21 protein-coding genes and 1 tRNA gene are annotated in these 22,436 nt (G+C 31.0%); 10 read left to right on the top strand and 12 right to left on the bottom strand.

What is annotated here, in order from left to right; all coding sequences use genetic code 11:
• Nucleotides 1-33 precede the first annotated feature (33 nt).
• The 4 genes from DIS18_RS06405 (at nt 34) to DIS18_RS06390 (ending at nt 6,114) form a co-directional block, all read left to right on the top strand.
• Entirely contained in the window at nt 34-2,424 is a 2,391-nt protein-coding gene (locus tag DIS18_RS06405) for an efflux RND transporter permease subunit (RefSeq protein WP_109352173.1), read from the top strand.
• 109 nt (nt 2,425-2,533) lie between these two features.
• Entirely contained in the window at nt 2,534-3,961 is a 1,428-nt protein-coding gene (gene asnS / locus DIS18_RS06400; protein ID WP_109352172.1) for an asparagine--tRNA ligase, read from the top strand.
• Nucleotides 3,962-4,048: 87 nt separating this feature from the next.
• Entirely contained in the window at nt 4,049-5,509 is a 1,461-nt protein-coding gene (rpoN, locus tag DIS18_RS06395; protein WP_109352171.1) for an RNA polymerase factor sigma-54, read from the top strand.
• Nucleotides 5,509-6,114 carry a hypothetical protein gene (locus tag DIS18_RS06390; RefSeq protein WP_181363992.1) on the top strand — a complete coding sequence of 202 codons (606 nt, stop codon included), beginning with the start codon at nt 5,509-5,511 and terminating at the stop codon, nt 6,112-6,114. Before rpoN ends, DIS18_RS06390 begins: the two co-directional genes overlap by 1 nt.
• On the opposite strand, the gene DIS18_RS06385 is transcribed toward DIS18_RS06390, so the two are convergent.
• From DIS18_RS06385 to DIS18_RS06350, 8 genes are all read right to left on the bottom strand, one after another.
• The gene (locus DIS18_RS06385) at nt 6,109-6,801 is read right to left on the bottom strand and encodes a porin family protein (RefSeq protein ID WP_109352170.1); all 693 of its coding nucleotides are present in this window, start codon (nt 6,799-6,801) and stop codon (nt 6,109-6,111) included. The genes DIS18_RS06390 and DIS18_RS06385 overlap by 6 nt on opposite strands.
• Nucleotides 6,802-6,926: 125 nt before the next feature.
• Nucleotides 6,927-7,403, bottom strand: a complete 477-nt coding sequence (locus DIS18_RS06380) for an ExbD/TolR family protein (protein WP_109352169.1) — start codon at nt 7,401-7,403, stop codon at nt 6,927-6,929.
• A 24-nt stretch (nt 7,404-7,427) separates the two neighbouring features.
• Nucleotides 7,428-8,015, bottom strand: a complete 588-nt coding sequence (locus tag DIS18_RS06375) for an ExbD/TolR family protein (protein ID WP_109352168.1) — start codon at nt 8,013-8,015, stop codon at nt 7,428-7,430.
• 3 nt (nt 8,016-8,018) lie between these two features.
• The gene (locus DIS18_RS06370; protein ID WP_109352167.1) at nt 8,019-8,450 is read right to left on the bottom strand and encodes a hypothetical protein; all 432 of its coding nucleotides are present in this window, start codon (nt 8,448-8,450) and stop codon (nt 8,019-8,021) included.
• A gap of 21 nt (nt 8,451-8,471) precedes the next feature.
• Nucleotides 8,472-9,242: a MotA/TolQ/ExbB proton channel family protein gene (locus DIS18_RS06365; protein WP_109352166.1), complete on the bottom strand. Its 771-nt coding sequence runs from the start codon at nt 9,240-9,242 to the stop codon at nt 8,472-8,474.
• A 73-nt stretch (nt 9,243-9,315) separates the two neighbouring features.
• Nucleotides 9,316-9,403, bottom strand: a tRNA-Ser gene (locus tag DIS18_RS06360).
• Nucleotides 9,404-9,478: 75 nt separating this feature from the next.
• A complete protein-coding gene (locus DIS18_RS06355) occupies nt 9,479-10,510 on the bottom strand; it encodes an asparaginase (RefSeq protein WP_109352165.1) in 1,032 nt (343 codons plus the stop codon).
• Nucleotides 10,511-10,513: 3 nt separating this feature from the next.
• The gene (locus DIS18_RS06350) at nt 10,514-11,281 is read right to left on the bottom strand and encodes a TatD family hydrolase (protein WP_109352164.1); all 768 of its coding nucleotides are present in this window, start codon (nt 11,279-11,281) and stop codon (nt 10,514-10,516) included.
• 75 nt (nt 11,282-11,356) lie between these two features.
• Here DIS18_RS06350 and DIS18_RS06345 point away from each other — a divergent pair, with 75 nt between their 5' ends.
• Both DIS18_RS06345 and DIS18_RS06340 read left to right on the top strand, forming a co-directional pair.
• Entirely contained in the window at nt 11,357-11,797 is a 441-nt protein-coding gene (locus tag DIS18_RS06345) for a retropepsin-like aspartic protease family protein (RefSeq protein WP_109352163.1), read from the top strand.
• A 33-nt stretch (nt 11,798-11,830) separates the two neighbouring features.
• Nucleotides 11,831-12,463 carry a response regulator gene (locus DIS18_RS06340; protein ID WP_109352162.1) on the top strand — a complete coding sequence of 211 codons (633 nt, stop codon included), beginning with the start codon at nt 11,831-11,833 and terminating at the stop codon, nt 12,461-12,463.
• A 501-nt stretch (nt 12,464-12,964) separates the two neighbouring features.
• Here DIS18_RS06340 and odhB read toward each other — a convergent pair.
• Nucleotides 12,965-14,179 (bottom strand): 2-oxoglutarate dehydrogenase complex dihydrolipoyllysine-residue succinyltransferase, encoded by a 1,215-nt coding sequence (gene odhB / locus DIS18_RS06335; protein WP_109352161.1) that lies wholly within the window; start codon nt 14,177-14,179, stop codon nt 12,965-12,967.
• A gap of 33 nt (nt 14,180-14,212) precedes the next feature.
• Entirely contained in the window at nt 14,213-16,957 is a 2,745-nt protein-coding gene (locus DIS18_RS06330; RefSeq protein ID WP_109352160.1) for a 2-oxoglutarate dehydrogenase E1 component, read from the bottom strand.
• Nucleotides 16,958-17,112: 155 nt separating this feature from the next.
• Between DIS18_RS06330 and DIS18_RS06325 the strand changes: the two genes are divergently transcribed.
• Nucleotides 17,113-17,643 (top strand): alpha-ketoglutarate decarboxylase, encoded by a 531-nt coding sequence (locus DIS18_RS06325; protein ID WP_109352159.1) that lies wholly within the window; start codon nt 17,113-17,115, stop codon nt 17,641-17,643.
• Nucleotides 17,644-17,804: 161 nt separating this feature from the next.
• Here the strand turns inward: DIS18_RS06325 and DIS18_RS06320 are convergent, their stop codons facing one another.
• Complete coding sequence (locus tag DIS18_RS06320; RefSeq protein WP_109352158.1) at nt 17,805-18,155, bottom strand: hypothetical protein; 351 nt, start codon at nt 18,153-18,155, stop codon at nt 17,805-17,807.
• Nucleotides 18,155-19,129 carry a polyprenyl synthetase family protein gene (locus tag DIS18_RS06315; protein ID WP_109352157.1) on the bottom strand — a complete coding sequence of 325 codons (975 nt, stop codon included), beginning with the start codon at nt 19,127-19,129 and terminating at the stop codon, nt 18,155-18,157. The genes DIS18_RS06320 and DIS18_RS06315 overlap by 1 nt, the downstream gene beginning before the upstream one ends.
• A gap of 178 nt (nt 19,130-19,307) precedes the next feature.
• On the opposite strand from DIS18_RS06315, the gene DIS18_RS06310 reads away from it, so the two are divergent.
• Genes DIS18_RS06310 through DIS18_RS06300 form a run of 3 tightly spaced genes read left to right on the top strand, consistent with a single transcriptional unit; the run spans nt 19,308 to nt 22,427 of the window.
• Nucleotides 19,308-19,913 carry a TetR/AcrR family transcriptional regulator gene (locus DIS18_RS06310; RefSeq protein ID WP_109352156.1) on the top strand — a complete coding sequence of 202 codons (606 nt, stop codon included), beginning with the start codon at nt 19,308-19,310 and terminating at the stop codon, nt 19,911-19,913.
• Between the two features lies 1 nt (nt 19,914).
• Complete coding sequence (locus DIS18_RS06305) at nt 19,915-21,237, top strand: TolC family protein (protein ID WP_109352155.1); 1,323 nt, start codon at nt 19,915-19,917, stop codon at nt 21,235-21,237.
• 11 nt (nt 21,238-21,248) lie between these two features.
• The gene (locus DIS18_RS06300; protein WP_109352154.1) at nt 21,249-22,427 is read left to right on the top strand and encodes an efflux RND transporter periplasmic adaptor subunit; all 1,179 of its coding nucleotides are present in this window, start codon (nt 21,249-21,251) and stop codon (nt 22,425-22,427) included.
• The last annotated feature ends 9 nt before the right edge of the window (nt 22,428-22,436 follow it).

The raw sequence follows: 22,436 nt of genomic DNA, 5'->3' as shown, positions 1-22,436 counted from the left end.
TTTTTCTACCTTTGCGCATCTTTTAATTAACGCATGTTTAAACTTTTCACAAAAGATTTTTGGGATGTTACAGCAAGATTGATTTTACGTAATAAAATCATAATTCTTGTTGGTATTATTATTACTACATTTCTGTTAGCTCAGAAATGGGATAATATGCGTTTAGCATATAGTGAGGCAAATATGCTACCTGATGACCATGAAGTAAATATTACTTATAATAATTTTTTAAAAATCTTTGGAGAAGAGGGCAACCTTATTATACTTGGTGTAAAAGACAGTACTTTATTTACCTTAGAAAAACTAAATGCTTGGAATGCCCTTTCAGAAAACTTCAAACAAAATGAAGCGGTAGAAACTGTTATCTCTATAAAAGATCTTCAAAAACTAGTTAAAGACACTAAAAAAGAGAAATTCAACTTAGAACCTTTTATTAAGGACTCAATTACAACAATTGACCAAATTGAAATCCTGCAAAATGAACTATTCAAAAAATATCCGTTTTACGATAATTTCTTATTCAATAAGGAAACAAAAACAATACGAACGGCTATTTACATGGATAAAGCCATTGTAAACACATCTGCAAGAAAAGATTTTGTTATTGATGTATTATTGCCAAAGATTGAAACCTTCGAAAACAAGTATAATTTAGATGTACGCGTTTCAGGTATGCCGTATATCCGTACTTTAAATTCGAAAAATATTGTTGATGAAATTAGCCAATTTATTATAGCTGCGCTTTTAGTTACATCCATCATTTTCTTTTTCTTTTTTAGGTCGTTTCGTGCCACTTTTATTTCACTTATTGTAGTTTGTATTGGTGTAGCGTGGACGCTAGGAATTATTGGTTTATTAAACTATGAAATTAGTGTCTTAACTGCATTAATTCCCCCATTAATTATCGTCATTGGAATACCAAATTGTATTTTCTTAATCAATAAGTATCAGCATGAAGTAAAACTACATGGTAATAAAGTAAAATCATTACAACGTGTTATTACAAAAATCGGAAATGCTACATTGATGACTAACATTACTACAGCTTCTGGTTTTGCAACATTTATTTTAACAGAAAGTAAACTTTTAAAAGAGTTTGGTGTAGTAGCTTCACTTAGTATTATTTCAATTTTTATTCTGTGTTTATTGATTATTCCTATTATATATAGCTTTATGCCATATCCTAAAGATCGACACTTAGAGCATTTAAACAAGCGTTGGATTGGTGGTTTTGTAAATTGGATGGAACGTATGGTAAGGCATAAAAGAATTGCTATTTACATAACATCTGTAGTGTTACTTGTAGTAAGTATTATTGGAATTTATCAAATAAGGATATCAGGTAGTTTAATTGAAGATATGCCTCAGGAATCTGAATTTGTAAATGATATTCGATTCTTCGAAGAAGAATTTAATGGTATTATGCCATTGGAAATTATGGTTGATACTAAACGTAAAAAGGGAGTGATGAAACTTTCTACCCTAAAGCGGATGAATGAACTTGAGGATTTAATTATTGAAACTCCTGAATTATCAAAACCTATTTCCATTGTTGGATTAGTTAAATACTCCAAACAAGCGTATTATAATGGTAATACTAAATTTTATCAATTACCTACTTCTCAAGAAAATAGCTTCATTCTGTCTTATGCTAAAAACTCATCTTCAAATGTCAATTTACTCAATAATTTTGTGGATAGCACTGGCCAATATGCTCGTATCACAACCTTTATGAAAGATATTGGAACTGATAAAATGGAACGTATTGAAGAAAACCTTCAAACAAAAATAGATAAAGTATTTCCTCAAGAACGTTATAATGTTATAATGACTGGTAAAGCATTATTATTTCAAAAAGGGACAAAATATTTGGTTAAAAACTTAGTAATTTCATTAACATTAGCTATACTTTTAATCGCTCTATTTATGGCTTATATGTTCAGATCTGGTAGAATGATTATTATTTCGCTTATCCCTAACTTATTGCCATTACTTGTTACAGCTGGTTTAATGGGTTATTTAGGTGTGCCAATAAAACCATCAACTATTCTTGTATTTAGCATCGCTTTTGGTATTTCAGTCGATGATACTATTCACTTTTTAGCAAAATATAGGCAGGAACTTCAAGCCAATAACTGGAAAATTAAAGTGTCTGTTTATGGTGCTTTAAAAGAGACCGGTGTAAGTATGTTTTATACGTCTATTGTTTTGTTTTTTGGGTTCTCAGTGTTTACCATTTCAAGTTTTGGAGGCACTGTAGCTTTAGGTGCTTTAGTCTCAGCCACACTATTATTCGCTATGTTATCAAATTTACTTCTTTTGCCTTCTTTATTACTCTCCCTAGAGCGGAGTATTGCAAATAAACAAGTACTTAGAAAACCTTCAATAAATATAATTCCTGAAGAAGACGAAGTAGAAGATTAAATTCTGATAATATTAAATTTCAACTCCACAAAATTTTGGAAATTAGAAATTCAATTATGAGGATTGAAACCTTTATATTTACACTATTAATTTTTAAAAAAGTGCGACTTTGAAAACTGTTTCAGAATTATTATCCGAAGATATTATCCTGCCAGAGGTAGAAATTAAAGGTTGGGTAAGAACGTTTAGAGCTAATCGTTTTATTGCTTTAAATGATGGTTCAACAATCAATAATATTCAATGTGTTGTTGATTTTGAAAATTTTGATGAATCCTTATTGAAAAGAATAACCACTGGAGCAGCAATACATGTGAAAGGTGAATTAGTTGAAAGTCAAGGTAAAGGACAAAAAGTTGAAATTCAAGTAAATGAATTAGAAATTTTAGGAGATTCTGATCCTGAAACATATCCAATACAACCAAAAAAACACTCTTTTGAATTTCTAAGAGAAAATGCACACTTACGTACTAGAACAAATACATTTAGTGCAGTAATGCGATTACGTTCTGCCTTATCTTTCGCTATTCATAAATATTTTAATGATAACGGATTTTACTATATGCATGCGCCAATTATTACTGGAAGTGACGCAGAGGGTGCTGGCGAAATGTTTCAAGTAACAAATTTAGATGTGAAGAATCCACCACTCAACGATTCTGGAGATGTAGATTATTCACAAGATTTTTTCGGAAAAGAAACTAACTTAACCGTTTCAGGACAATTAGAGGCTGAAACTTACGCTATGTCACTTGGTAAGGTATATACATTTGGGCCTACTTTTAGAGCTGAAAACTCAAATACCTCACGTCATTTAGCTGAATTTTGGATGATTGAACCTGAGGTTGCTTTTATGGATTTGGCAGGCAATATGGATTTAGCAGAAGACTTTATGAAATCTGTTATTAAATATGTATTGGATAACAACCGAGAAGATTTAGAGTTTTTAGATACACGTCTTCAAAATGAAGAAAAAACAAAACCTCAAGCTGAACGCAGCCCAATGAATTTAATTGAAAAATTAAATTTTATTACAGACAATAACTTCAAACGTGTAAGTTATACTGAGGCAATCGATATTTTGAGAAATTCAAAACCAAATAAGAAAAAGAAATTTAAATATCCAATAAATGAATGGGGGACAGATTTACAAAGTGAACATGAGCGTTTTTTAGTTGAAAAGCATTTTAAATGCCCTGTTATTTTGTTTGACTACCCAGCCAATATTAAAGCATTTTATATGCGTTTAAATGAAGATGGTAAAACGGTTCGAGCTATGGATATTCTTTTCCCTGGTATAGGAGAAATCGTTGGTGGTGCACAACGTGAAGAACGTTTGGATGTTTTAAAAGAAAAAATGGCTGCTATAAACATTCCTGAAGAAGAACTTTGGTGGTATTTAGATTTACGTAAATTTGGTACTGCTGTACACTCTGGATTTGGTTTAGGATTTGAAAGATTGGTTATGTTTGCAACCGGAATGACTAATATTAGAGATGTTATTCCATATCCAAGAACACCTCAAAATGCCGAATTTTAAAAAATATTTTTTTTAAAGCGCAATTTGGTACGACTTTGGTATACTAATCCCTTTTTATATCTTTGAGTAACAACCTGAATAAACCACATGCTTAAACAATATTTACAATTCAAATTATCCCAAAAACTGTCTCCGCAGCAAATTCAATTGATGAAATTGATACAGTTGCCTACACAAGCTTTTGAACAACGTTTAAAGCAAGAATTAGAAGAAAACCCTGCTCTGGAAGGTGGAAAAGAAGAGAGTAAAGATGACTTAGATTCTGATTTTGATAATACAACTGATGACTTTGATGATAACGAATCTATTAATGCTGAAGACATTAATGTTGATGAGTATTTAAGTGATGATGAAATACCTGACTACAGAACACAGGTAAATAATTACAGTAGTGACGATGAAGAAAAAACTATGCCTTATGCTGCAGGAACTTCATTTACACAGTATTTAAAAAATCAATTAAATACCTATAGACTTTCTGATGAAGAGCGAGATATTGCTGAATTTTTGGTTGGAAGTGTTGATGAAAGTGGATACATAAGACGTGAATTAAGTGATATTATGGACGATTTAGCATTCACTCAAAATGTCTATACAACAGAAGATAATATCGAAAAAGTTTTGAGAATTGTACATCAGTTGGATCCTGCTGGCGTAGGCGCAAGAAACTTACAGGAGTGTTTAAGTATTCAATTACACCGAAAAGAAAAAACTGCCGATACTGAATTAGCTACTGATATTATTGATAATGCTTTTGATCAGTTTACTAAAAAGCATTACAAAAAGTTGCTTCAAAAATTTGATATAACAGAAATTCAACTCAAAGATGCAATTTCAGAAATTGAGCATTTAAATCCTAAACCTGGTGGGTCTTATGCAGGAAACAATCGGATTGTAGAGCATGTTGTACCAGATTTTGCTATAAAAATTATTGAAGGCGAATTGGAACTAACACTTAACGGTAGGAATGCCCCTGAGTTGCATGTTTCAAGAGAGTATAATAATATGCTTAAGGGTTATAAAGATTCGAAAGACAAATCAAAATCTCAAAAAGATGCAGTGCTATTTATTAAACAAAAATTAGATGCTGCTAAGTGGTTTATAGAGGCTATAAAACAACGTCAACAAACATTATTTGTTACCATGAGTGCCATTATGCATTATCAGAAAGAATACTTTCTTTCTGGTGATGAGCGAAATTTAAAACCGATGATTCTTAAAGATATAGCTGATGAAATTAATATGGATGTTTCAACAGTATCAAGAGTTGCGAATAGCAAGTATGTAGATACACCATATGGTACAAAATTGATAAAAGAATTCTTTTCAGAATCTATGAAAAATGATCAAGGAGAAGATGTCTCAACAAGAGAAATTAAAAAAATCCTAGAAACAGTTATTGAAGAAGAAAATAAGAAAAAACCTTTAACCGACGAAAATTTAGCTTCTATACTAAAAGAAAAAGGATATCCGATTGCTAGACGTACTGTTGCAAAATATAGAGAACAACTAGATATTCCTGTAGCTCGATTACGTAAAAAAATATAATGGATAAAATATTAAAGAGTCTTTCATATATTTTTCATCCACTTTTAATACCTCTTTTAGGTGTTGTTTTTTACTTTTCTAAATCTCCTCGATATATTCCTATTGAAATAATTCAAGCCAAAGTAGTTTCACTTTTTATTTTAACTGTAATACTTCCTATTTTACTCTATTATTTATTAAAAACAATTGGAGTAGTTAAAACTATTAATCTAGAAACTACTAAGGAGCGTATTTACCCATTAATTCTTAATGGTATAGTTCTTTTAATAGTTTTACAGCGTATTTTAACTCCAACACAAGCTATTGAGCTTTATTTTTTCTTTGTTGGAATTCTAATATCTAATATGGCTTGTTTATTACTTGCAATTATAAAATTTAAAGCAAGTATTCACATGATTGCTGTATCTGGTGCGCTGATGTTTTTTATAGCTTTAAGCATTCATTTTAGTATTAATATAAATGGAACACTTGCACTAATGTGTATAATTATGGGAGGAGTTGCCACTTCAAGACTACATCTTAAAGCACATACTTATAAAGAATTAATCATGGGTGTTTTTATAGGTGCTTTTCCGCAATTAATTTTAGTAAACTATTGGTTATAATATATAGAACATTAATCCTATTTTAATGGCATTAAAATCTATACGCTCTCCGTTTATTGTTGCTTTATCTGATAAGATAGAATTTAGTCCATAATACACATGAATATTCCATGTGTTGTATCCAGTACTTAAAGTTAGTCCATACTGGAATTTATTAAAATCGTTATTACTTGTATACTTTATACGTCCTAAATCGCCTTCATATTTAGATGTATTAACTATGGTATACCCAAACTTAATACCCATATAAATACGCCAAAAATCATATTCACTTGGAGTTGAGGTTCTCCACCTAAACTCTAAAGGAACTTCAATTAAATGTGTTGAAAACTTATTTTTAGTGTACGTTTCAGTGTCTGCTAGTATACTATAAACAAAATTTCCTGCATTATCTTTATTAATAAAAAGGTCTTGATTATAAGAATTTGCTGAATATCCAATACCTAAACCTATGGCTTTATTCCTTTTTTTATTAATTGGCATATCTTTTATAAACCCTAAATGAAATCCTAATGAAAATCCACTTTGGTTAAGACTCTTAGGCCTATTACCTAATAAGTTATAGGTGATTCCTGCATAAAATTGATCTTCTTTATAAAGCGAATCTACTTCCTTAATAATATTTTCTTGAGTATAGCAACGTATGATACTTATTAAACAAAAGAAGATAAAAAAAAGATACCTCATCTAATTAAAAAATTATAATAGTAATTACTAAACAACAAAATAATAATTAAAATTGTGAATGTTATAAAAAATAAAAGGCGTTTTGAAATTTCAAAACGCCTTTATATAAAATTAAGAAAGTAAAATTAATCTCTTCCAAATACACTACCCTTTTTGGTTGTGTAATTTAGTTTAAGCGCATTAACCTTACGCAGTTCTTGTTTAATATCACCTATTAAACCCATATTAGCATCACTATCAACCTTTAAGGCTGTAGTAAGAAATGGAATAAGCTCTTCACGCTTTGAAGCACGTTCTTGTGCTATAAAAGAAGCAATATCTTTTACACTTGCAAAATCATCATTAAGCTGTATTCTAGCTTCGGTACCAAACTGCTTATAATTTTGACTTGGCTTTCCAGCATAAATATACATTACCAAATCTTTCTTATCTAGTTTCTCAACTTGATCTGCAAAAGGTAAATTATTTTCAATTTTTAAAGTATTTTGCCTCATAACTGTGGCAACCATAAAAAAGAATAATAGCATAAATACAATATCTGGTAAAGATGCTGTGTTAACCGCCGGCATATCGCCACTTTTTTTCTTTTTAAATTTAGACATATTTAATAAATGTTAAATTTTAATCTATTGTACTTCTGAAAGCTTTTGAGGGTAATCAACCTTTATTTGATCAATTTTCTCTTTAAGCTTCTCTTTATTCCCTGGCCAATTCACATCTTTGTAGTTTGCCTGCATATCAGCAAATGACTTGCCATATAGGGATTGTGCTCTGGCATCTCTTAACACGTTATAAGCTGCAACTAATTCATTCTGCACAGCTATATAGGTTTTATAAGATGTTTCACGTTCATTCTTTAAAGAAATAATAGCTTTATCTGGATTATCAGAAGAAGAAGGGTTTCTTTTTCCTTTACAATAATCACATGATCCATCGCCACCATTATCTAAAAACTCTATGGCTGCTGCTCTTAAGTCTTTCAATTCCATGATTTCATCCTCAACAAGTAATTGATCTTTACCATTTAATAATACAGTAAAAATATTTTTCTGCTTGATGATTACATCTTCTTCAGACTCTTCCATTGGAGGAAGTTTTCTATTAATTCCTGAATCAACTTCAATGGTTGTAGTTACAAGAAAGAATATTAATAATAAGAAAGCAATATCGGCCATTGAGCCTGCATTTACTTCTGGTGCTGCTCTTTTTGCCATAATCTATTTATTAAACATTTTTTTAGCTCCACCAAATAACATAGAACCTATTGCTACTGCTGCAAGTATATAAAAAGCATATAATCCAGCTCCAACATTTTTAGAAGTAGCTTCTGTTACATCAGCACCTTTATCTACGAAAGGTTGTAAATCTAAATCTGAACCTGATGATATAACATAAGATATAATAAGTACTGCTGCAAATGCACCAACTGTCATTAATGTCTTTTTAATATCTCCAGCAAACAATCCTTTGATTACGAATAACAAAACTAATAATAACACTATGCCTAATACTGCATAAGCAATTAATAGCATATTACCACTCATACTCTGAGCTGTATCTTCGTCTCCTGCAATAATTACAAGTGCGACAATGGCACCAATAATGGCAAGAGCAAAAGCTACAATTTTTAAAATTTTATGTAAACCCATAATTTTTTAGTTTTTAAATTATTACTTTTTATGTCTCATTAATAGGTCCATTAACGTAATGGAAGCATCTTCCATGTTGTTAACAATACTATCAATTTTAGCAATAATGTAATTGTAAAAAATCTGAAGTATAATAGCTACTACTAAACCAAATACTGTTGTTAAAAGTGCCACTTTAATACCTCCTGCAACAAGTGATGGTTGCATATCTCCTGCAGCTTCAATTTTATCAAATGCTTGAATCATACCAATTACTGTACCCATGAAACCAAGCATCGGTGCTAATGCAATAAATAATGAAATCCAAGATACGTTTTTCTCTAATTGTCCCATTTGTACACCACCATAAGCTACAACAGCTTTTTCAGCAGCCTCAACGCTTTCATCTGCTCTATCTAAACCTTGATAGTAGATTGACGCAATAGGTCCTTTAGTATTTCTACAAACTTCTTTTGCAGCTTCAACACCACCTGAAGATAAAGCATCCTCAACATCTTGAGTTAACTTCTTAGTGTTAGTAGTTGATAAGTTTAAAAAGATAATTCTCTCTATAGCAATCGCTAATCCTAGAATTAAACATAATAATACGATTCCCATAAAACCAGGGCCTCCTTCAATAAAACGCTTTTTTAATTCTTGATGAAATCCAAGTTCTTCAGCTGGTGCTGCATCATCTTGAGTCATTGTTGTAACTGTTGTTACGGCTGTACTAGTGTTAGCAATTGTAGTTGCATTAGCAGTTCCGAATGCCACCATTACTGTTATGGCAAGGATAGAAAATAATCTTTTCATGTTCTCGATCTTAATTTTATTAGTTAAAGTGTTAAAGATATAAAAAAAAAGCAATTAAAAAATAAAAAAACAGCAGAGAGGAAGGGATTCGAACCCTCGATACGCTATTAACGCATACACGCTTTCCAAGCGTGCGCCTTAAGCCACTCGGCCACCTCTCTGTAATTGGTTTTAATAATTACTGGAGGTCAAATAACAAAAAAAACTTTGAAGTCTAAAATTAAAAGCGTTAATTTTTAAGTCATCTCGCCCCTTAAAGGCGCTTCATACGTGGTTTTGAAGCTGTTAGAAGAAATATTTTGCCCAAGCACATACATTAATTTTGCAACTGCAGCTTCAGTAGTTATGTCTTTTCCAGAAATAACACCAATCTTTTTTAATAAGCTACTTGTTTCATAATGTCCCATCGCAACACTTCCCCCAGAACATTGAGTAACGTTTATAATATGAATCCCTTTTGAAATAATTTCTTTTAAAATATCAATAAACCATTTTTCAGTTGTACAATTTCCTGCCCCATAAGTTTCAAGTATTATAGCTTTTAAATTTGAAGTACTAAAAATACTCTTCAACAAAGTAGGTGTTATCCCTGGGAACAATTTAACAATGGCTATATTTTTATCTAATTTTTTATGTACTCTTAATTTTTTTCTAAGATTAGGTTTAAAAACATATTCGTGATTAACTTTTAAATGAACACCAGATTCAGCTAAATCAGGGTAATTAAACGATGCAAAAGCCTGAAAATGTTCTGCATTAAGTTTTGTTGTTCTATTACCTCTATACAGTTTATATTCAAAATACAAGCAAACTTCTTTTATTGCTGGCTTACCTTTATATTGTAATGAAGCAACTTGAATAGATGTAATTAAATTTTCTTTTGCATCAGTTCGTAAATCTCCAATTGGTAATTGCGACCCCGTAAACACAACAGGTTTAGCTAAATTTTCAAGCATGAAACTCAATGCTGAAGCTGTATAACTCATGGTGTCACTCCCGTGTAAAACTACAAAGCCATCAAATTTTTCGTAATGATTTTCGATTATTTCAGCAATTTGCACCCAATATTCCGGGTTCATATTACTTGAATCTATTGGTTTTTTAAAAGAAATCGTATCTATATTACAATCTAAAAGTTGTAGTTCAGGAATTCTATCTAAAAGATTTTTAAAATTAAACGCTTTTAAAGAATTAGTTTTAAAATCTTTTACCATACCAATGGTTCCACCAGTATAGATAAGTAAAATACTTGTTTTTGATTTACTCATGCTTTAAATTTTAAAAACATCTTTAGAATTTTGTGTTGTTACTTCTGCTATAAATTCTTTAGATGTATCATATATATAGGACAACTTTTCTAAAACATTAATTATGTAAGCGCTTTCATTTCGTTTTCCTCTATACGGCACTGGTGATAAATAAGGTGAATCAGTTTCTAATACTATATGTTTCAAATCTATTTGATTTAAAAACTGATCAATCTTCCCGTTCTTAAATGTTGCTACGCCTCCAATTCCTAATTTCATGTTATAAGAAATAGCTTTATGAGCTTGCTCTAGCGTGCCTGTAAAGCAATGAAAAATACCATATAAATCATCACTCTTTTCAGTTTCTAAAACCTCAAAAATTTCATCAAATGCCTCCCTACAATGAATAACAATAGGTAAGTTATGTTTTTTTGCTAATTGAATTTGAAGCTTAAATGCCTTTTTTTGAATATCTAGAGTAGATTTATCCCAATATAAATCAATTCCAATTTCGCCAACAGCATAAAACTTTCGTTTAGCAAGCATCTCTTCAACGTGTTTTAATTCATCTTTAAAATTCGCTTTAACATGAGTTGGATGCAATCCCATCATTAAAAACACATGTTCAGGATAATCAGATTCTAATTTTAACATAGAATTTGTGTAAGTAGAGTCAATTGCTGGTATAAAAAACCGAGAAACACCTTCTTCTAAGGCTCTACTAATCATCGCATTTCTATCTTCATCAAAAGCTTCACTATATAAATGAGTATGGGTATCCGTAATTATCAAATTAAAAAGTTTTTGTTAAACTATTCTGTAAAAATAATTGTTTTATAGGATTATATTTGTTTAAAATGAATTTAGATGGAAACACTGAAAGAATTTCTTGAAGAAAAAGGATATACCAAAATAAAGTTGAAACTTACCAAAACCAATCATTTTGAAATAAAAGCAACTATTAATAATGTGAAAGGTAGTTTTATTTTAGATACTGGTGCATCTAGTTCTTGTGTTGGTTTTGAAGGTATAGAAACATTTAAATTAAATGCTGAAGATTCTTTAATTAAAGCTGCTGGCGCTGGTGCCATAGATATGGATACAAAAACTGCTAAGAAAAATAATGTGAAAATTGGTAAATGGACTAACAACAAAGTTGTCTTAGTTTTATTTAATCTTACCCATGTAAATACGGCATTAATAAATCATAACTCTAAACCCGTAGATGGCATCATTGGTGCAGATATTTTAAAAAAAGGAAAAGCTATCATAGATTACGAAAAGAAATATCTATATTTAAAGTTATAAATTAATAGCAAACCAAGTCTCTCTTTTAAGTAAATGAATACATCTATTGTTATTGCTGATGATCACCCTTTAATGTTACGAGGGTTGACAGATTTTTTAACTTCAAAAGGCTACAATATTATAGGTAGTGCAGAAGACGGTAAAACCGCGTACAATCTTATTGTTAAATTAAAACCTGAAATTGCTATTCTAGATATAAGAATGCCTTATATGACTGGATTAGAAATTGCAGAAGCTTGTCAAAAAAATGATTTGCCTACTAAAGTTATTCTAATAACTTTTGATAAAGAAGAAGAAGTATATGATCAAGCATTAGAATTTGGTGTTTTTGGTTATATTTTAAAAGAATTTGCTATTGAAGAAATTGAAACTTGCATCAGTCAAGTTGTAAATGGCAAACCATATTTTAGTGAAGAAATAGCATCTTATTTAAAAGCCAGTACTTTAGAAAATAAGCCTGAAGCACTAGATTCTCTAACTAAATCTGAATTAAAAATTGTTAAACTTATTTCTGAAAATAATACAAGTCAAGATATTGCCGATGAATTATCTATTTCTGTTAGAACGGTAGATAAACACAGAAGTAATATTGTACACAAATTGAGTCTAGACAATAAACCCACCTCACTTTCAATTTGGGCAACTATAAACAAAGATTTTTTATAGTTGCGTATAAAATACGTAGAAGTGCGTATTTTTTGTTTCGTTTATATCATTTATCTTTACAGTGCTATTAATTAGTTCTTAGGGAGAATTATAGAAAGCTCTAAATTGTAATGATTTAGAGCTTTCGTTTTTTTAACCCATTCCTTCCAATATTAAAATACGTAGAAGTGCGTATTTTTTTTCTCCTAAACCTATCTTAATTTTACATTGCTATTAATTAATTCTTTTGAGAGAGAATTTTTTAGATACTCTGCACTGTAATGGTGCAGAGTTTTTAAACAAAATATTAAAAACCCAAACCAATGCTTAAAGCTCAAATGGAAAAAGAAAATAATATTCTTAATAAATATATTATTGTGGGATTATCAATTTTAGTTGTAATAGTTATTACAGTAAATATCGTTATGTTTTTTATTTAGTTAGTTAGAGCCTCATATCCCATAACGAAAAAAGGGTGTTACATAAATTATGTAACACCCTTTTTTATTTTCTATTAGTAATTTATAACTCTAATGCTTTTTTAACATCATTAGCCATTAAAATTTCTACTGGATTTTCAAGAGCTTCTTTAACAGCAACTAAAAATCCAACACTTTCTTTTCCATCAATAATTCTATGGTCATAAGATAATGCGACGTACATAATTGGCCTTATTTCAACTTTACCATCAATAGCAACTGGACGTTCAACAATGTTATGCATACCCAAAATTCCACTTTGCGGTGGATTAATTATTGGTGTAGATAACATACTTCCAAAAACACCACCATTGGTAATTGTAAAGGTACCTCCTGTCATTTCATCAACTGTGATTTGACCGTCTCTAGCACGAAGCGCTAATCGTTTCACTTCAGATTCAACACCTCTAAAACTTAAATTTTCAGCATTTCTAATTACTGGTACCATAAGTCCTTTAGGTCCAGAAACAGCAATACTAATATCACAGAAATCATAAGAAAGCATTTCTTTGCCATCAATCATTGAATTAACAGCTGGATACATTTTTAATGCTCTTACAATTGCTAAAGTAAAGAAACTCATAAAGCCTAAACTTACACCATGCTTTCCTTTAAATGTTTCTTTGTATTCTTTTCTTAAAGCAAAAATTGGAGACATATCAACTTCATTAAAAGTCGTTAACATTGCCGTTGTATTTTTAGCTTCTACTAAACGCTCTGCTACTTTTCTGCGTAGCATAGACATTTTACTTCTAGAAGTTCCTCGATTTCCACCAGTTGGCGTTCCCATTGAAGGTACAGCATTTACAGCATCTTCTTTAGTTACTCTTCCATCTTTACCAGTTCCAGAAATTGAATTTGCATCCATTCCTTTCTCTGCTAAAATCTTTTTTGCTGCAGGACTTGCACTACCTGTAGCATATGTTTTAGTTTCTGTAGCAGTTGGTGCTTTTGGAGCTTCAGCTTTTGGAGCATCCGCTTTCTTTTCTTCTTTTGGAGCATCACCTCCTTCTGGCTTAGCTGCACTTGTATCAATCAAACAAACTACAGCCCCAACTTCAACAGCATCACCTTCTTCTGCTTTAAGCGTAATAGTCCCACTAGCTTCTGCTGGTAATTCAAGGGTTGCTTTATCACTATCTACCTCAGCAATAGCTTGATCTTTTTCAACATAATCTCCATCTTCAACTAACCACGTTGCTATTTCAACTTCTGTAATAGATTCCCCTGGTGAAGGGACTTTCATTTCTAAAATCATTCTTTATAATTTTAATGTATCTTAAATTCTATTTTAATTTTCTTTATCAAAAACGGCATCTATCACACGTTTTTGTCTTCTTTTATCTCTAGTACTTGATCCTGGTGCTGGTACAGAACTGTAAGATCTTGAGCAAACTTCTAACTTAACAATATCTAAACGCTGTAACATATGGCTCCATGCACCCATATTCTTAGGTTCTTCTTGAGCCCAAACATAATTTTCAACATTTGGATACCTATCAATTACATTCTGGATTTTTTCAAGATGAAGCGGGAACAATTGTTCTATTCTAACCAAAGCAACATCTTCTCGCTTAAGTTCTTCTCTTTCAGCCAATAAATCATAATAAAATTTTCCAGTACAGAACACTAATTTCTTAACATGCTTTGGATTAATTGAATCGTCTATAACTTCTTGGAATTCTCCTTTTGCTAATTCATTTATTGACGATACTGCTTTAGGATGACGCAATAAACTCTTAGGTGTAAATACAATTAAAGGTTTTCTATAGTCACGTTTCATTTGACGACGTAGCAAATGGAAAAAATTTGCTGGTGTTGTACAATTTGTAACTATCATATTATCCTTTCCACATAATTGCAAATAACGTTCTATTCTTGCAGATGAATGTTCAGAACCTTGTCCTTCATAACCATGAGGTAATAAAACAACTATACCATTTTGAGATTTCCATTTATCTTCTGCTGCAGAAAGATATTGGTCAAATATTATTTGAGCCCCATTACTAAAATCTCCAAATTGCGCTTCCCATATCGTTAAGGTATTCGGATTTGCCATAGCATAACCATAATCAAAACCTAACACGCCGTACTCAGATAAAAATGAGTTGTAAATATACATTTCACCTTTATTCTCTGGGTTTGTATTTAATAAATTAATACGTTCTTCTGAAATCTCATCACGTAAAATAGCATGTCTGTGACTAAAGGTTCCACGTTCAACATCTTGTCCAGAAATTCGAACGTTAAAACCTTCTTCCATTAAACTTCCATAAGCCAAAGTTTCACCCATACCCCAATCAAGCGTATCCGTTTCAAAAACCATTTTTGACCTACCTTGAAGTATTCTTTCTGCTTTTCGTAAAAACTTAACACCATCAGGAACTGTAGAAATTACTTTCGAAATATGTTTTAACCTGTCTTTAGAATAGGATGTATCTTCACTTATAAGCATCCTATCAACACCTTTTCTTTCAAAGCCTTTCCATCGTTCTTGCATAAACTCTCTAACCTTTGAAGATTTCGCTTCTTTAGATTTTGAATATTCTCTTTCTAAAGTTTCTTTAAACTCTGCAACAATTTTATTAGAGTATGCCTTATCAATAGTATTTTCAGCAATTAACTTATCTGAATAAATTTTAAAAGGATTCTGGTGTTTTGATATGTTTTTATAAAGTTTTGGTTGAGTGAATCTTGGTTCATCACCTTCATTATGACCGTATTTTCTATAGCCTAATAAATCTATATAAACGTCTTTTTTGTAACGCATTCTGTATTCTAAAGCCATTTCAACTGCATGAACAACAGCTTCAGCATCATCAGCATTTACATGCAATACTGGAGACAATGTAACCTTAGCAACATCAGTACAATACGTGCTTGAGCGCGCATCAAGATAATTAGTTGTAAATCCTATTTGATTATTTACTACAATATGAATTGTCCCTCCTGTTTTATAGCCATTTAACTGACTCATTTGTGCCACTTCATAAACCACACCTTGACCTGCAATTGCAGCATCTCCATGAACAATTATTGGAATGATTTTAGAATCATCACCATCATAATCGTCATCAATTTTTGCTCTAGTGATACCTTCAGCAACAGGTGCTACGGTCTCTAAATGCGATGGATTAGGCACCAAATTCATCTTGATATTTTTTCCGTTTTGATAAGTTTTATCAAGTGTTAAGCCTAAGTGGTATTTTACATCTCCATCAATATTTTCATCTTCAAAATCTTTACCATCAAATTCGCTAAATAGCTCATTCATTGGTTTTCTAAAAATATTAACTAACGTACTTAAACGCCCTCTGTGTGCCATTCCCAAGACACATTCTTTTACACCATATTTTTCAACAGCGTAAAAAAGCACATTACTAATAGCAGGAATTAAAGATTCTCCACCTTCCAAAGAAAAACGCTTTTGCCCAACATATTTTGTTTGCAAAAAGTTTTCAAAAGTAACAGCTTGGTTTAATTTTGATAGGATATATTTTTTTGTCTCTGGTGAATAATTTGGCTGGTTATCATTTTCATTTAACTGACTCTGCCACCACTCAATAACTTCCGGATTACGCAAATACATGTATTCAACACCAATAGAACTACAATATATACGCTCTAAATGAGAAATGATTTCTCGCAAAGGTTTTGCTCCAATACCTAATATATCTCCAGCATTAAAAACCGTATCTAGATCGTTATCTGATAAACCAAAATTACTAATATCTAAAGTTGGAGTATACGTTCTGCGCTCTCTTACAGGGTTGGTATCAGTAAACAAATGACCACGGATTCTGTAACCATCAATAAGTTTTACAACTTGAAATTCTTTTTGTACATGCTCTGGTATTTGAGTAGAAACACCTTCAATTATCTCGCCATCTAAACCGTAATTTTCACTTCCAAAATCATAGCCTTGAAAAAAGGCTCTCCAACTAGGTTCAACGGCATCTGGATTTTGTAGATATTGTTCATACAAATCAGCAAAAAAAGCTGTGTGTGCTGCATTTAAAAATGAAAATTTATCCATTATTATTTTTGTACTATAACGATTTAGTGAAATTTTTGTCAAAAATACAACATTTACCAAAATTAGATGTTTCTTTGGTTATATTTATAACAAATAATGTCTCTTTAATGGATATGTTTAATTTTGAGTTAATTTTTTAATAATTTCCTATTCTTATGAATTTATTTCTTTCAATTAATAAAAAAACCGTAGTAATTTTAATTTTTCTGTTTTTAGGCTTTCTAAAAATCAATGCTCAAGAAGAAAAAAATGATTTTTGGAAACATGTTAGGTACGGTGGTGGTCTTGGGTTAAACTTTGGAGATGGCTTTTTTAGTGCCACAGTTGCACCTAGTGCCATATATCAATTTGATGATAATTTTGCCGCTGGTTTAGGGTTAAATGCTACGTTTAACAATCAGAAAAATGTTTACAAATCTACTATTTTAGGAGGTAGTCTTGTAGGCTTGTACAACATCATAAGAGAGTTACAAATTTCAGCTGAATTTGAGCAACTTAATGTTAATAGGCGCTTCAACGTTAACACGAACATTGAAGACGATAATTATTGGATTCCAGCACTATATTTAGGAGCAGGTTTCAGAAACGGCAATGTAACTTTTGGTATTAGATACGATGTATTATATGATGATGAACGAAGTATTTATGCAGATCCTTGGGCACCTTTCGTTAGGTTTTTCTTTTAATATTTTGGCAAATGGCAAGCCACCGCGCTATCCGTTACTAGTTTTGGCTTCCCGATAACTATCGGGACTACCTCGCCAAAAGCTAACCACTACTATCGCTTTTGCAACTGTCCGCCAACATCTCGTCTCACTTAAACGCATAGCAATTTTCTTAAAAAAATCTAAGAATATTTATGCTTAAACCAAACCTTTTGCCACTCACGTTTTAAAATTAAAAATGAAACATTTTCAGATAGTTTAAGTGTATCATCGCCATTCAAAGCTTTAACTGCTTTTTCTGGAACATCTATTATGTAAAGTAGATTCAAATATTCAGTAAACTTCTCCTGAATTAATTTGTAAACCGTTTCATGGAGCAATAATTTTAAACTTGAAGGTAAAACTTCCTCATGAAAGTCTAAATCAATATTAGCCAAAAGAAAATCTTTATTAAGTTGAAGAATTAATTTTCTGTATAAATCTAATTGATTTGCTTCCTCAATTAAACTCTCAAAAGTATTTGGTAATTGCATCAAACAGTTCTGTTCATTAAGTTGTTACCAAACGCTTTTAAAAGATCTTTCTTGTTCTCAGAAATATTTAAAGATTCCAAACCTAAAAAAGCTTTAGCAGTATAATCTTTTATAGCTTGTTTTGTAGCATCAGCAGAACCTGTAGAAACAAAAAACTGTTTTGCAACCTCAATTTTGGTAGCCACATTATCTGGGTTAGAATTAAAAAGCTGAGTCAATTCAATCTTATCAGTATCATTTGAAAACTCTAAAGCTTTTAAATATAAATACGTTTTTTTATTTTCAATAATATCACCTCCAACTTGTTTGCCAAATGTTTTAGGGTCTCCAAAAGCATCTAAATAATCATCTTGTAGTTGGAATGCAATACCTAAGTTTCGTCCAAATTCATAAATACTATTTTGGTCTTCCTCAGAAGCATTTGCAACAATAGCTCCCATTTTCATAGCAGCACCAACTAAAACCGCAGTTTTATACTCAATCATTTTTAAATATTCAGGGATAGTAACATCATTTCTAGTTTCAAAATCCACATCATATTGTTGCCCTTCACAAACTTCTAGTGCCGTTTTACTAAACAATTTAGCTAAAGCCTGAAACGTATTAGCGTCGTAATTTTCAAAAAGCTGATATGCCATAATTAACATTGCATCACCAGAGAGAATACCTGTATTTATATCCCATTTTTCATGTACGGTTTCTTCACCTCTTCGTAATGGTGCATCATCCATAATATCATCATGTACTAAAGAAAAATTATGAAAAACCTCAATGCTTAAGGCAGCATTTAAAGCCTTTTTATAATTGCCATTAAAAATATCGGCAGTCATTAAAGTTAAAACAGGGCGTAAACGTTTCCCTCCTAAATCTAAAATATAATCAATAGGTTCGTAAAGATTTTTAGGCTCTTTTATGGTTTTATAGTCCTTTAAGTAACTAATAAACGCTTCTTGATATTCTTGTATTGAAAGCATCGAACAAAAATAATGGAATTAATATGATATGTAAAACCTATTTAAGAAAGTAATTAAAAAAATGTCCCCAATGGCAAGTTATAAAACGTTTATAAAGTAAAGCTTATGTTAAATAATTATTAAAACTTAGGAAACTTTTTTGGTTTTAAAAGTTTCCTATTGTAAATTTGTCTCAATTATGAGAGAAAAAATATTACTAGGCGCTACTGATTTGTTTTTAAACTATGGGTTTAAAAGTGTTACTATGGATGATATAGCTAACGCCTTAGGGGTTTCTAAAAAAACCATTTACCAACATTTTGATAATAAAACAAAACTTGTAGAAGCTACTACCCTTAATTTGTTTGAATCTATTTCTTGCGGTATAGACCATATATGTTCATTAGAAAAAAATCCTATTGAGGAGATTTACAGCATTAAGCAGTTTGTTATGGAACATTTAAAAGATGAAAAATCTTCACCTCAATATCAATTACAAAAATATTACCCTGAAATATTTAATACTTTAAAAAGTAAACAGTTTGAGGTTATGCAAACTTGCGTCACTGATAATTTAAATAGAGGTATTACTCAAGGTTTATATAGAGATAGTATAGATGTAGAATTTATTGCAAGAATATATTTTAATGGTATGCTTGGTATTAAAGACAAAGATCTGTTCCCATTAAAAAAATTCTCCATGAATATGTTAATGAATAATTATATAGAATACCATTTACGTGGTATTTGCTCTCCAAAAGGACTAGATATATTGAACAAGTTTATCAAATCAAATCAATCATAAAATGAAGAACAAACTTATTTTAGCTTTTAGTTTACTGTGGTTTACGGTTACATTTTCTCAAGAAAATAGCCAGAGTTTCACGTTACAAGAAGCTATAGATTTTGCTTTAGAACATAATAGAACAGCAAAAAACGCATCACTTGATATTCAGTCAGCAATTAAACAAAAATGGGAAACTACAACAATTGGTTTTCCTCAAATAAGTGCTGGAATAGATTATCAAAATAACATAGAACGCCAATTTGGGGCTGTCGACTTTGATGGAGATGGCGTACCAGAATTTGGAGCAAAACAAACTGTTACTGCTTCAGCTAGAGCAACACAACTACTTTTTGATGGTTCTTACTTAGTTGGTTTACAATCAGCAAAAGTATTCTTAGAAATATCTAAAAATGCTAAAGAGAAGACAGATTTAGAAGTTAGAAAAGCCATTATAAATGCATATGGAAATGTATTACTGGCTGAGTCAAGTTCTGAAATTTTAGAGCGTAATGTTGAAGTACTGACTAAAAATTTAAACGAATTAACCAAAATTTATGAAAACGGTTTAGAAGAAGAAGAAAGTGTTGAGCAATTACAAATCACATTATCAGAAATAAAAAGCAATCTAAGTAATGTTAATCGTCTTAAAGATTTAGCATACCAAATGCTAAACATAACCATGGGACGTGATATTGATGCGGACTTGAAATTAAGTGACAGTTTAGAACTCTTAACAGTTCAAAACATATCATTAGGGCTTTTAAATGACACCTATGATATCACTAACAGTGTAGATTATAAAATAGCTGAAAATGACAAAAAGTCGAAAGAGTTACTGGTAAAACTTGAAAAAAGTGAGTTCTTACCAACACTAAGCACTTTTATAAATGCCAATTATTTAGGATTTAACGAAAAATTTAGGTTTTTAGATAGCGATCAAGTTTGGGTACCAACCGCAGCTTTTGGTGTAAGTTTAAAAATTCCCGTTTTTAATTTCTTAGGACAAAAAGCAGCTACACAACGTGCTAAAATAAATCTTGAAAAATCTAAAGAGGATTTAACAGAAATCGAGCAACGCTTAAAACTTCAAATAGCTTCAGCTAAAAGTGATTATCAATATGCTATTGAAGATTACGATAATAAAAAGAAAAACTTAAATCTTGCTGAACGTATAGAACAAAAAAACCAAACTAAGTTTTTTGAAGGTATTGCTTCAAGTTTTGATTTGAGGCAAGCACAAACTCAACTTTATAGTTCTCAACAAGAATTTCTTCAAGCCATGCTTGATGTTATTAATAAAAAAGCTGAATTAGAAACTGTTTTAAACACCATTAACAACTAAAATCAATCAAAATGAAATATATATATTCACTCGTATTAGCTAGTTTACTTTTAATCTCTTGTGGAGGCGATAAGAACAAATCTGTAGAAGATATTATAGCAACAAATGATTTAGAACAAATCAGAAAAAAGAAAGCTGAATTAGATGTTTCCGCTCAAGAAATTTCTACAAAATTAAAACAATTAGAAAAATCGATTAAGGAATTAGATCCGCAAGAAAAAATTCCATTAATCACCACATTCCCTGCAAAACAAACTGTTTTTAATCACTTTGTTGAATTACAAGGAAACGTAAACACAAAGCAAAATTTAGTTATTTACCCAGAGTATTCGGGTGTGTTATCTCGGGTTTATGTTAAAGAAGGACAAAAAGTAAGTAAAGGACAAATTTTAGCTAAAATTGATGATGGTGGTTTAAGTCAACAACTATCACAATTAAAAATTCAATCAGATTTAGCAAAAACTACTTTTGAGCGTCAAGAACGCTTGTGGAATCAAAAAATAGGAAGTGAAATTCAATATTTACAAGCCAAAGCAACCTATGAGGCTCAGCTTGAAGCCACAAAACAATTACAACAACAAGTTGGTAAAACAGTAGTTCGTGCACCTTTTTCTGGTTCTATTGACGATGTCATTACGGAGCAAGGTAGTGTTGTTGCTCCCGGACAATCTATGCTATTCAGAATCGTAAATCTTGATGATATGTATATTGAAACTGATGTTCCAGAACGTTACGTTTCAGATATTATTAAAGGTAAAGTGGTAAAAGTAAACTTCCCTGTTTTAGGAAAAGAAGTTGATGCTAAAGTACGTCAAGCGGGGAACTTTATAAACCCTGCAAATAGAACATTTAAGGTTGAAGTAGCACTTCCTAATAAAGATATTACCATAAAGCCAAATCTTACTGCAAAACTTAAGATTAACGATTATACCAATGAGAATGCCATTTTAATTCCTCAAAGTATTATTTCAGAAAATGCTGAGGGGAAACAATATGTTTATACCATAACAGATAAAGTTGAAAACAAAGCTAAAGTTAAGCGTGAGTTTATTGAAACTGGTAGAACACAAGGAGACTATATTGAAGTACTTTCTGGTATTGAAAATGGAGAAGAAATAATTCAAGAAGGTGCACGTAGTGTAAAAGATGGTCAAGATGTAAAAATCCTTGTAGTTGAAACCGCTAAATAATCTTAAAGA

Source organism: Algibacter marinivivus (assembly GCF_003143755.1).
In the GTDB taxonomy this organism is placed as follows: domain Bacteria; phylum Bacteroidota; class Bacteroidia; order Flavobacteriales; family Flavobacteriaceae; genus Algibacter_B; species Algibacter_B marinivivus.
This window is presented reverse-complemented; position numbering and strand designations above follow the sequence as displayed.

Bases quoted from the DNA above. Each gene is read 5' to 3' on its own strand.
- DIS18_RS06405 (WP_109352173.1), top strand. From the start codon at position 34: ATGTTTAAACTTTTCACAAAAGATTTTTGGGATGTTACAGCAAGATTG.
- rpoN (WP_109352171.1), top strand. From the start codon at position 4,049: ATGCTTAAACAATATTTACAATTCAAATTATCCCAAAAACTGTCTCCG.
- DIS18_RS06390 (WP_181363992.1), top strand. From the start codon at position 5,509: ATGGATAAAATATTAAAGAGTCTTTCATATATTTTTCATCCACTTTTA.
- DIS18_RS06385 (WP_109352170.1), bottom strand. From the start codon at position 6,801: ATGAGGTATCTTTTTTTTATCTTCTTTTGTTTAATAAGTATCATACGT.
- DIS18_RS06380 (WP_109352169.1), bottom strand. From the start codon at position 7,403: ATGTCTAAATTTAAAAAGAAAAAAAGTGGCGATATGCCGGCGGTTAAC.
- DIS18_RS06375 (WP_109352168.1), bottom strand. From the start codon at position 8,015: ATGGCAAAAAGAGCAGCACCAGAAGTAAATGCAGGCTCAATGGCCGAT.
- DIS18_RS06370 (WP_109352167.1), bottom strand. From the start codon at position 8,450: ATGGGTTTACATAAAATTTTAAAAATTGTAGCTTTTGCTCTTGCCATT.
- DIS18_RS06365 (WP_109352166.1), bottom strand. From the start codon at position 9,242: ATGAAAAGATTATTTTCTATCCTTGCCATAACAGTAATGGTGGCATTC.
- DIS18_RS06355 (WP_109352165.1), bottom strand. From the start codon at position 10,510: ATGAGTAAATCAAAAACAAGTATTTTACTTATCTATACTGGTGGAACC.
- DIS18_RS06345 (WP_109352163.1), top strand. From the start codon at position 11,357: ATGGAAACACTGAAAGAATTTCTTGAAGAAAAAGGATATACCAAAATA.
- DIS18_RS06340 (WP_109352162.1), top strand. From the start codon at position 11,831: ATGAATACATCTATTGTTATTGCTGATGATCACCCTTTAATGTTACGA.
- odhB (WP_109352161.1), bottom strand. From the start codon at position 14,179: ATGATTTTAGAAATGAAAGTCCCTTCACCAGGGGAATCTATTACAGAA.
- DIS18_RS06330 (WP_109352160.1), bottom strand. From the start codon at position 16,957: ATGGATAAATTTTCATTTTTAAATGCAGCACACACAGCTTTTTTTGCT.
- DIS18_RS06325 (WP_109352159.1), top strand. From the start codon at position 17,113: ATGAATTTATTTCTTTCAATTAATAAAAAAACCGTAGTAATTTTAATT.
- DIS18_RS06320 (WP_109352158.1), bottom strand. From the start codon at position 18,155: ATGCAATTACCAAATACTTTTGAGAGTTTAATTGAGGAAGCAAATCAA.
- DIS18_RS06315 (WP_109352157.1), bottom strand. From the start codon at position 19,129: ATGCTTTCAATACAAGAATATCAAGAAGCGTTTATTAGTTACTTAAAG.
- DIS18_RS06310 (WP_109352156.1), top strand. From the start codon at position 19,308: ATGAGAGAAAAAATATTACTAGGCGCTACTGATTTGTTTTTAAACTAT.
- DIS18_RS06305 (WP_109352155.1), top strand. From the start codon at position 19,915: ATGAAGAACAAACTTATTTTAGCTTTTAGTTTACTGTGGTTTACGGTT.
- DIS18_RS06300 (WP_109352154.1), top strand. From the start codon at position 21,249: ATGAAATATATATATTCACTCGTATTAGCTAGTTTACTTTTAATCTCT.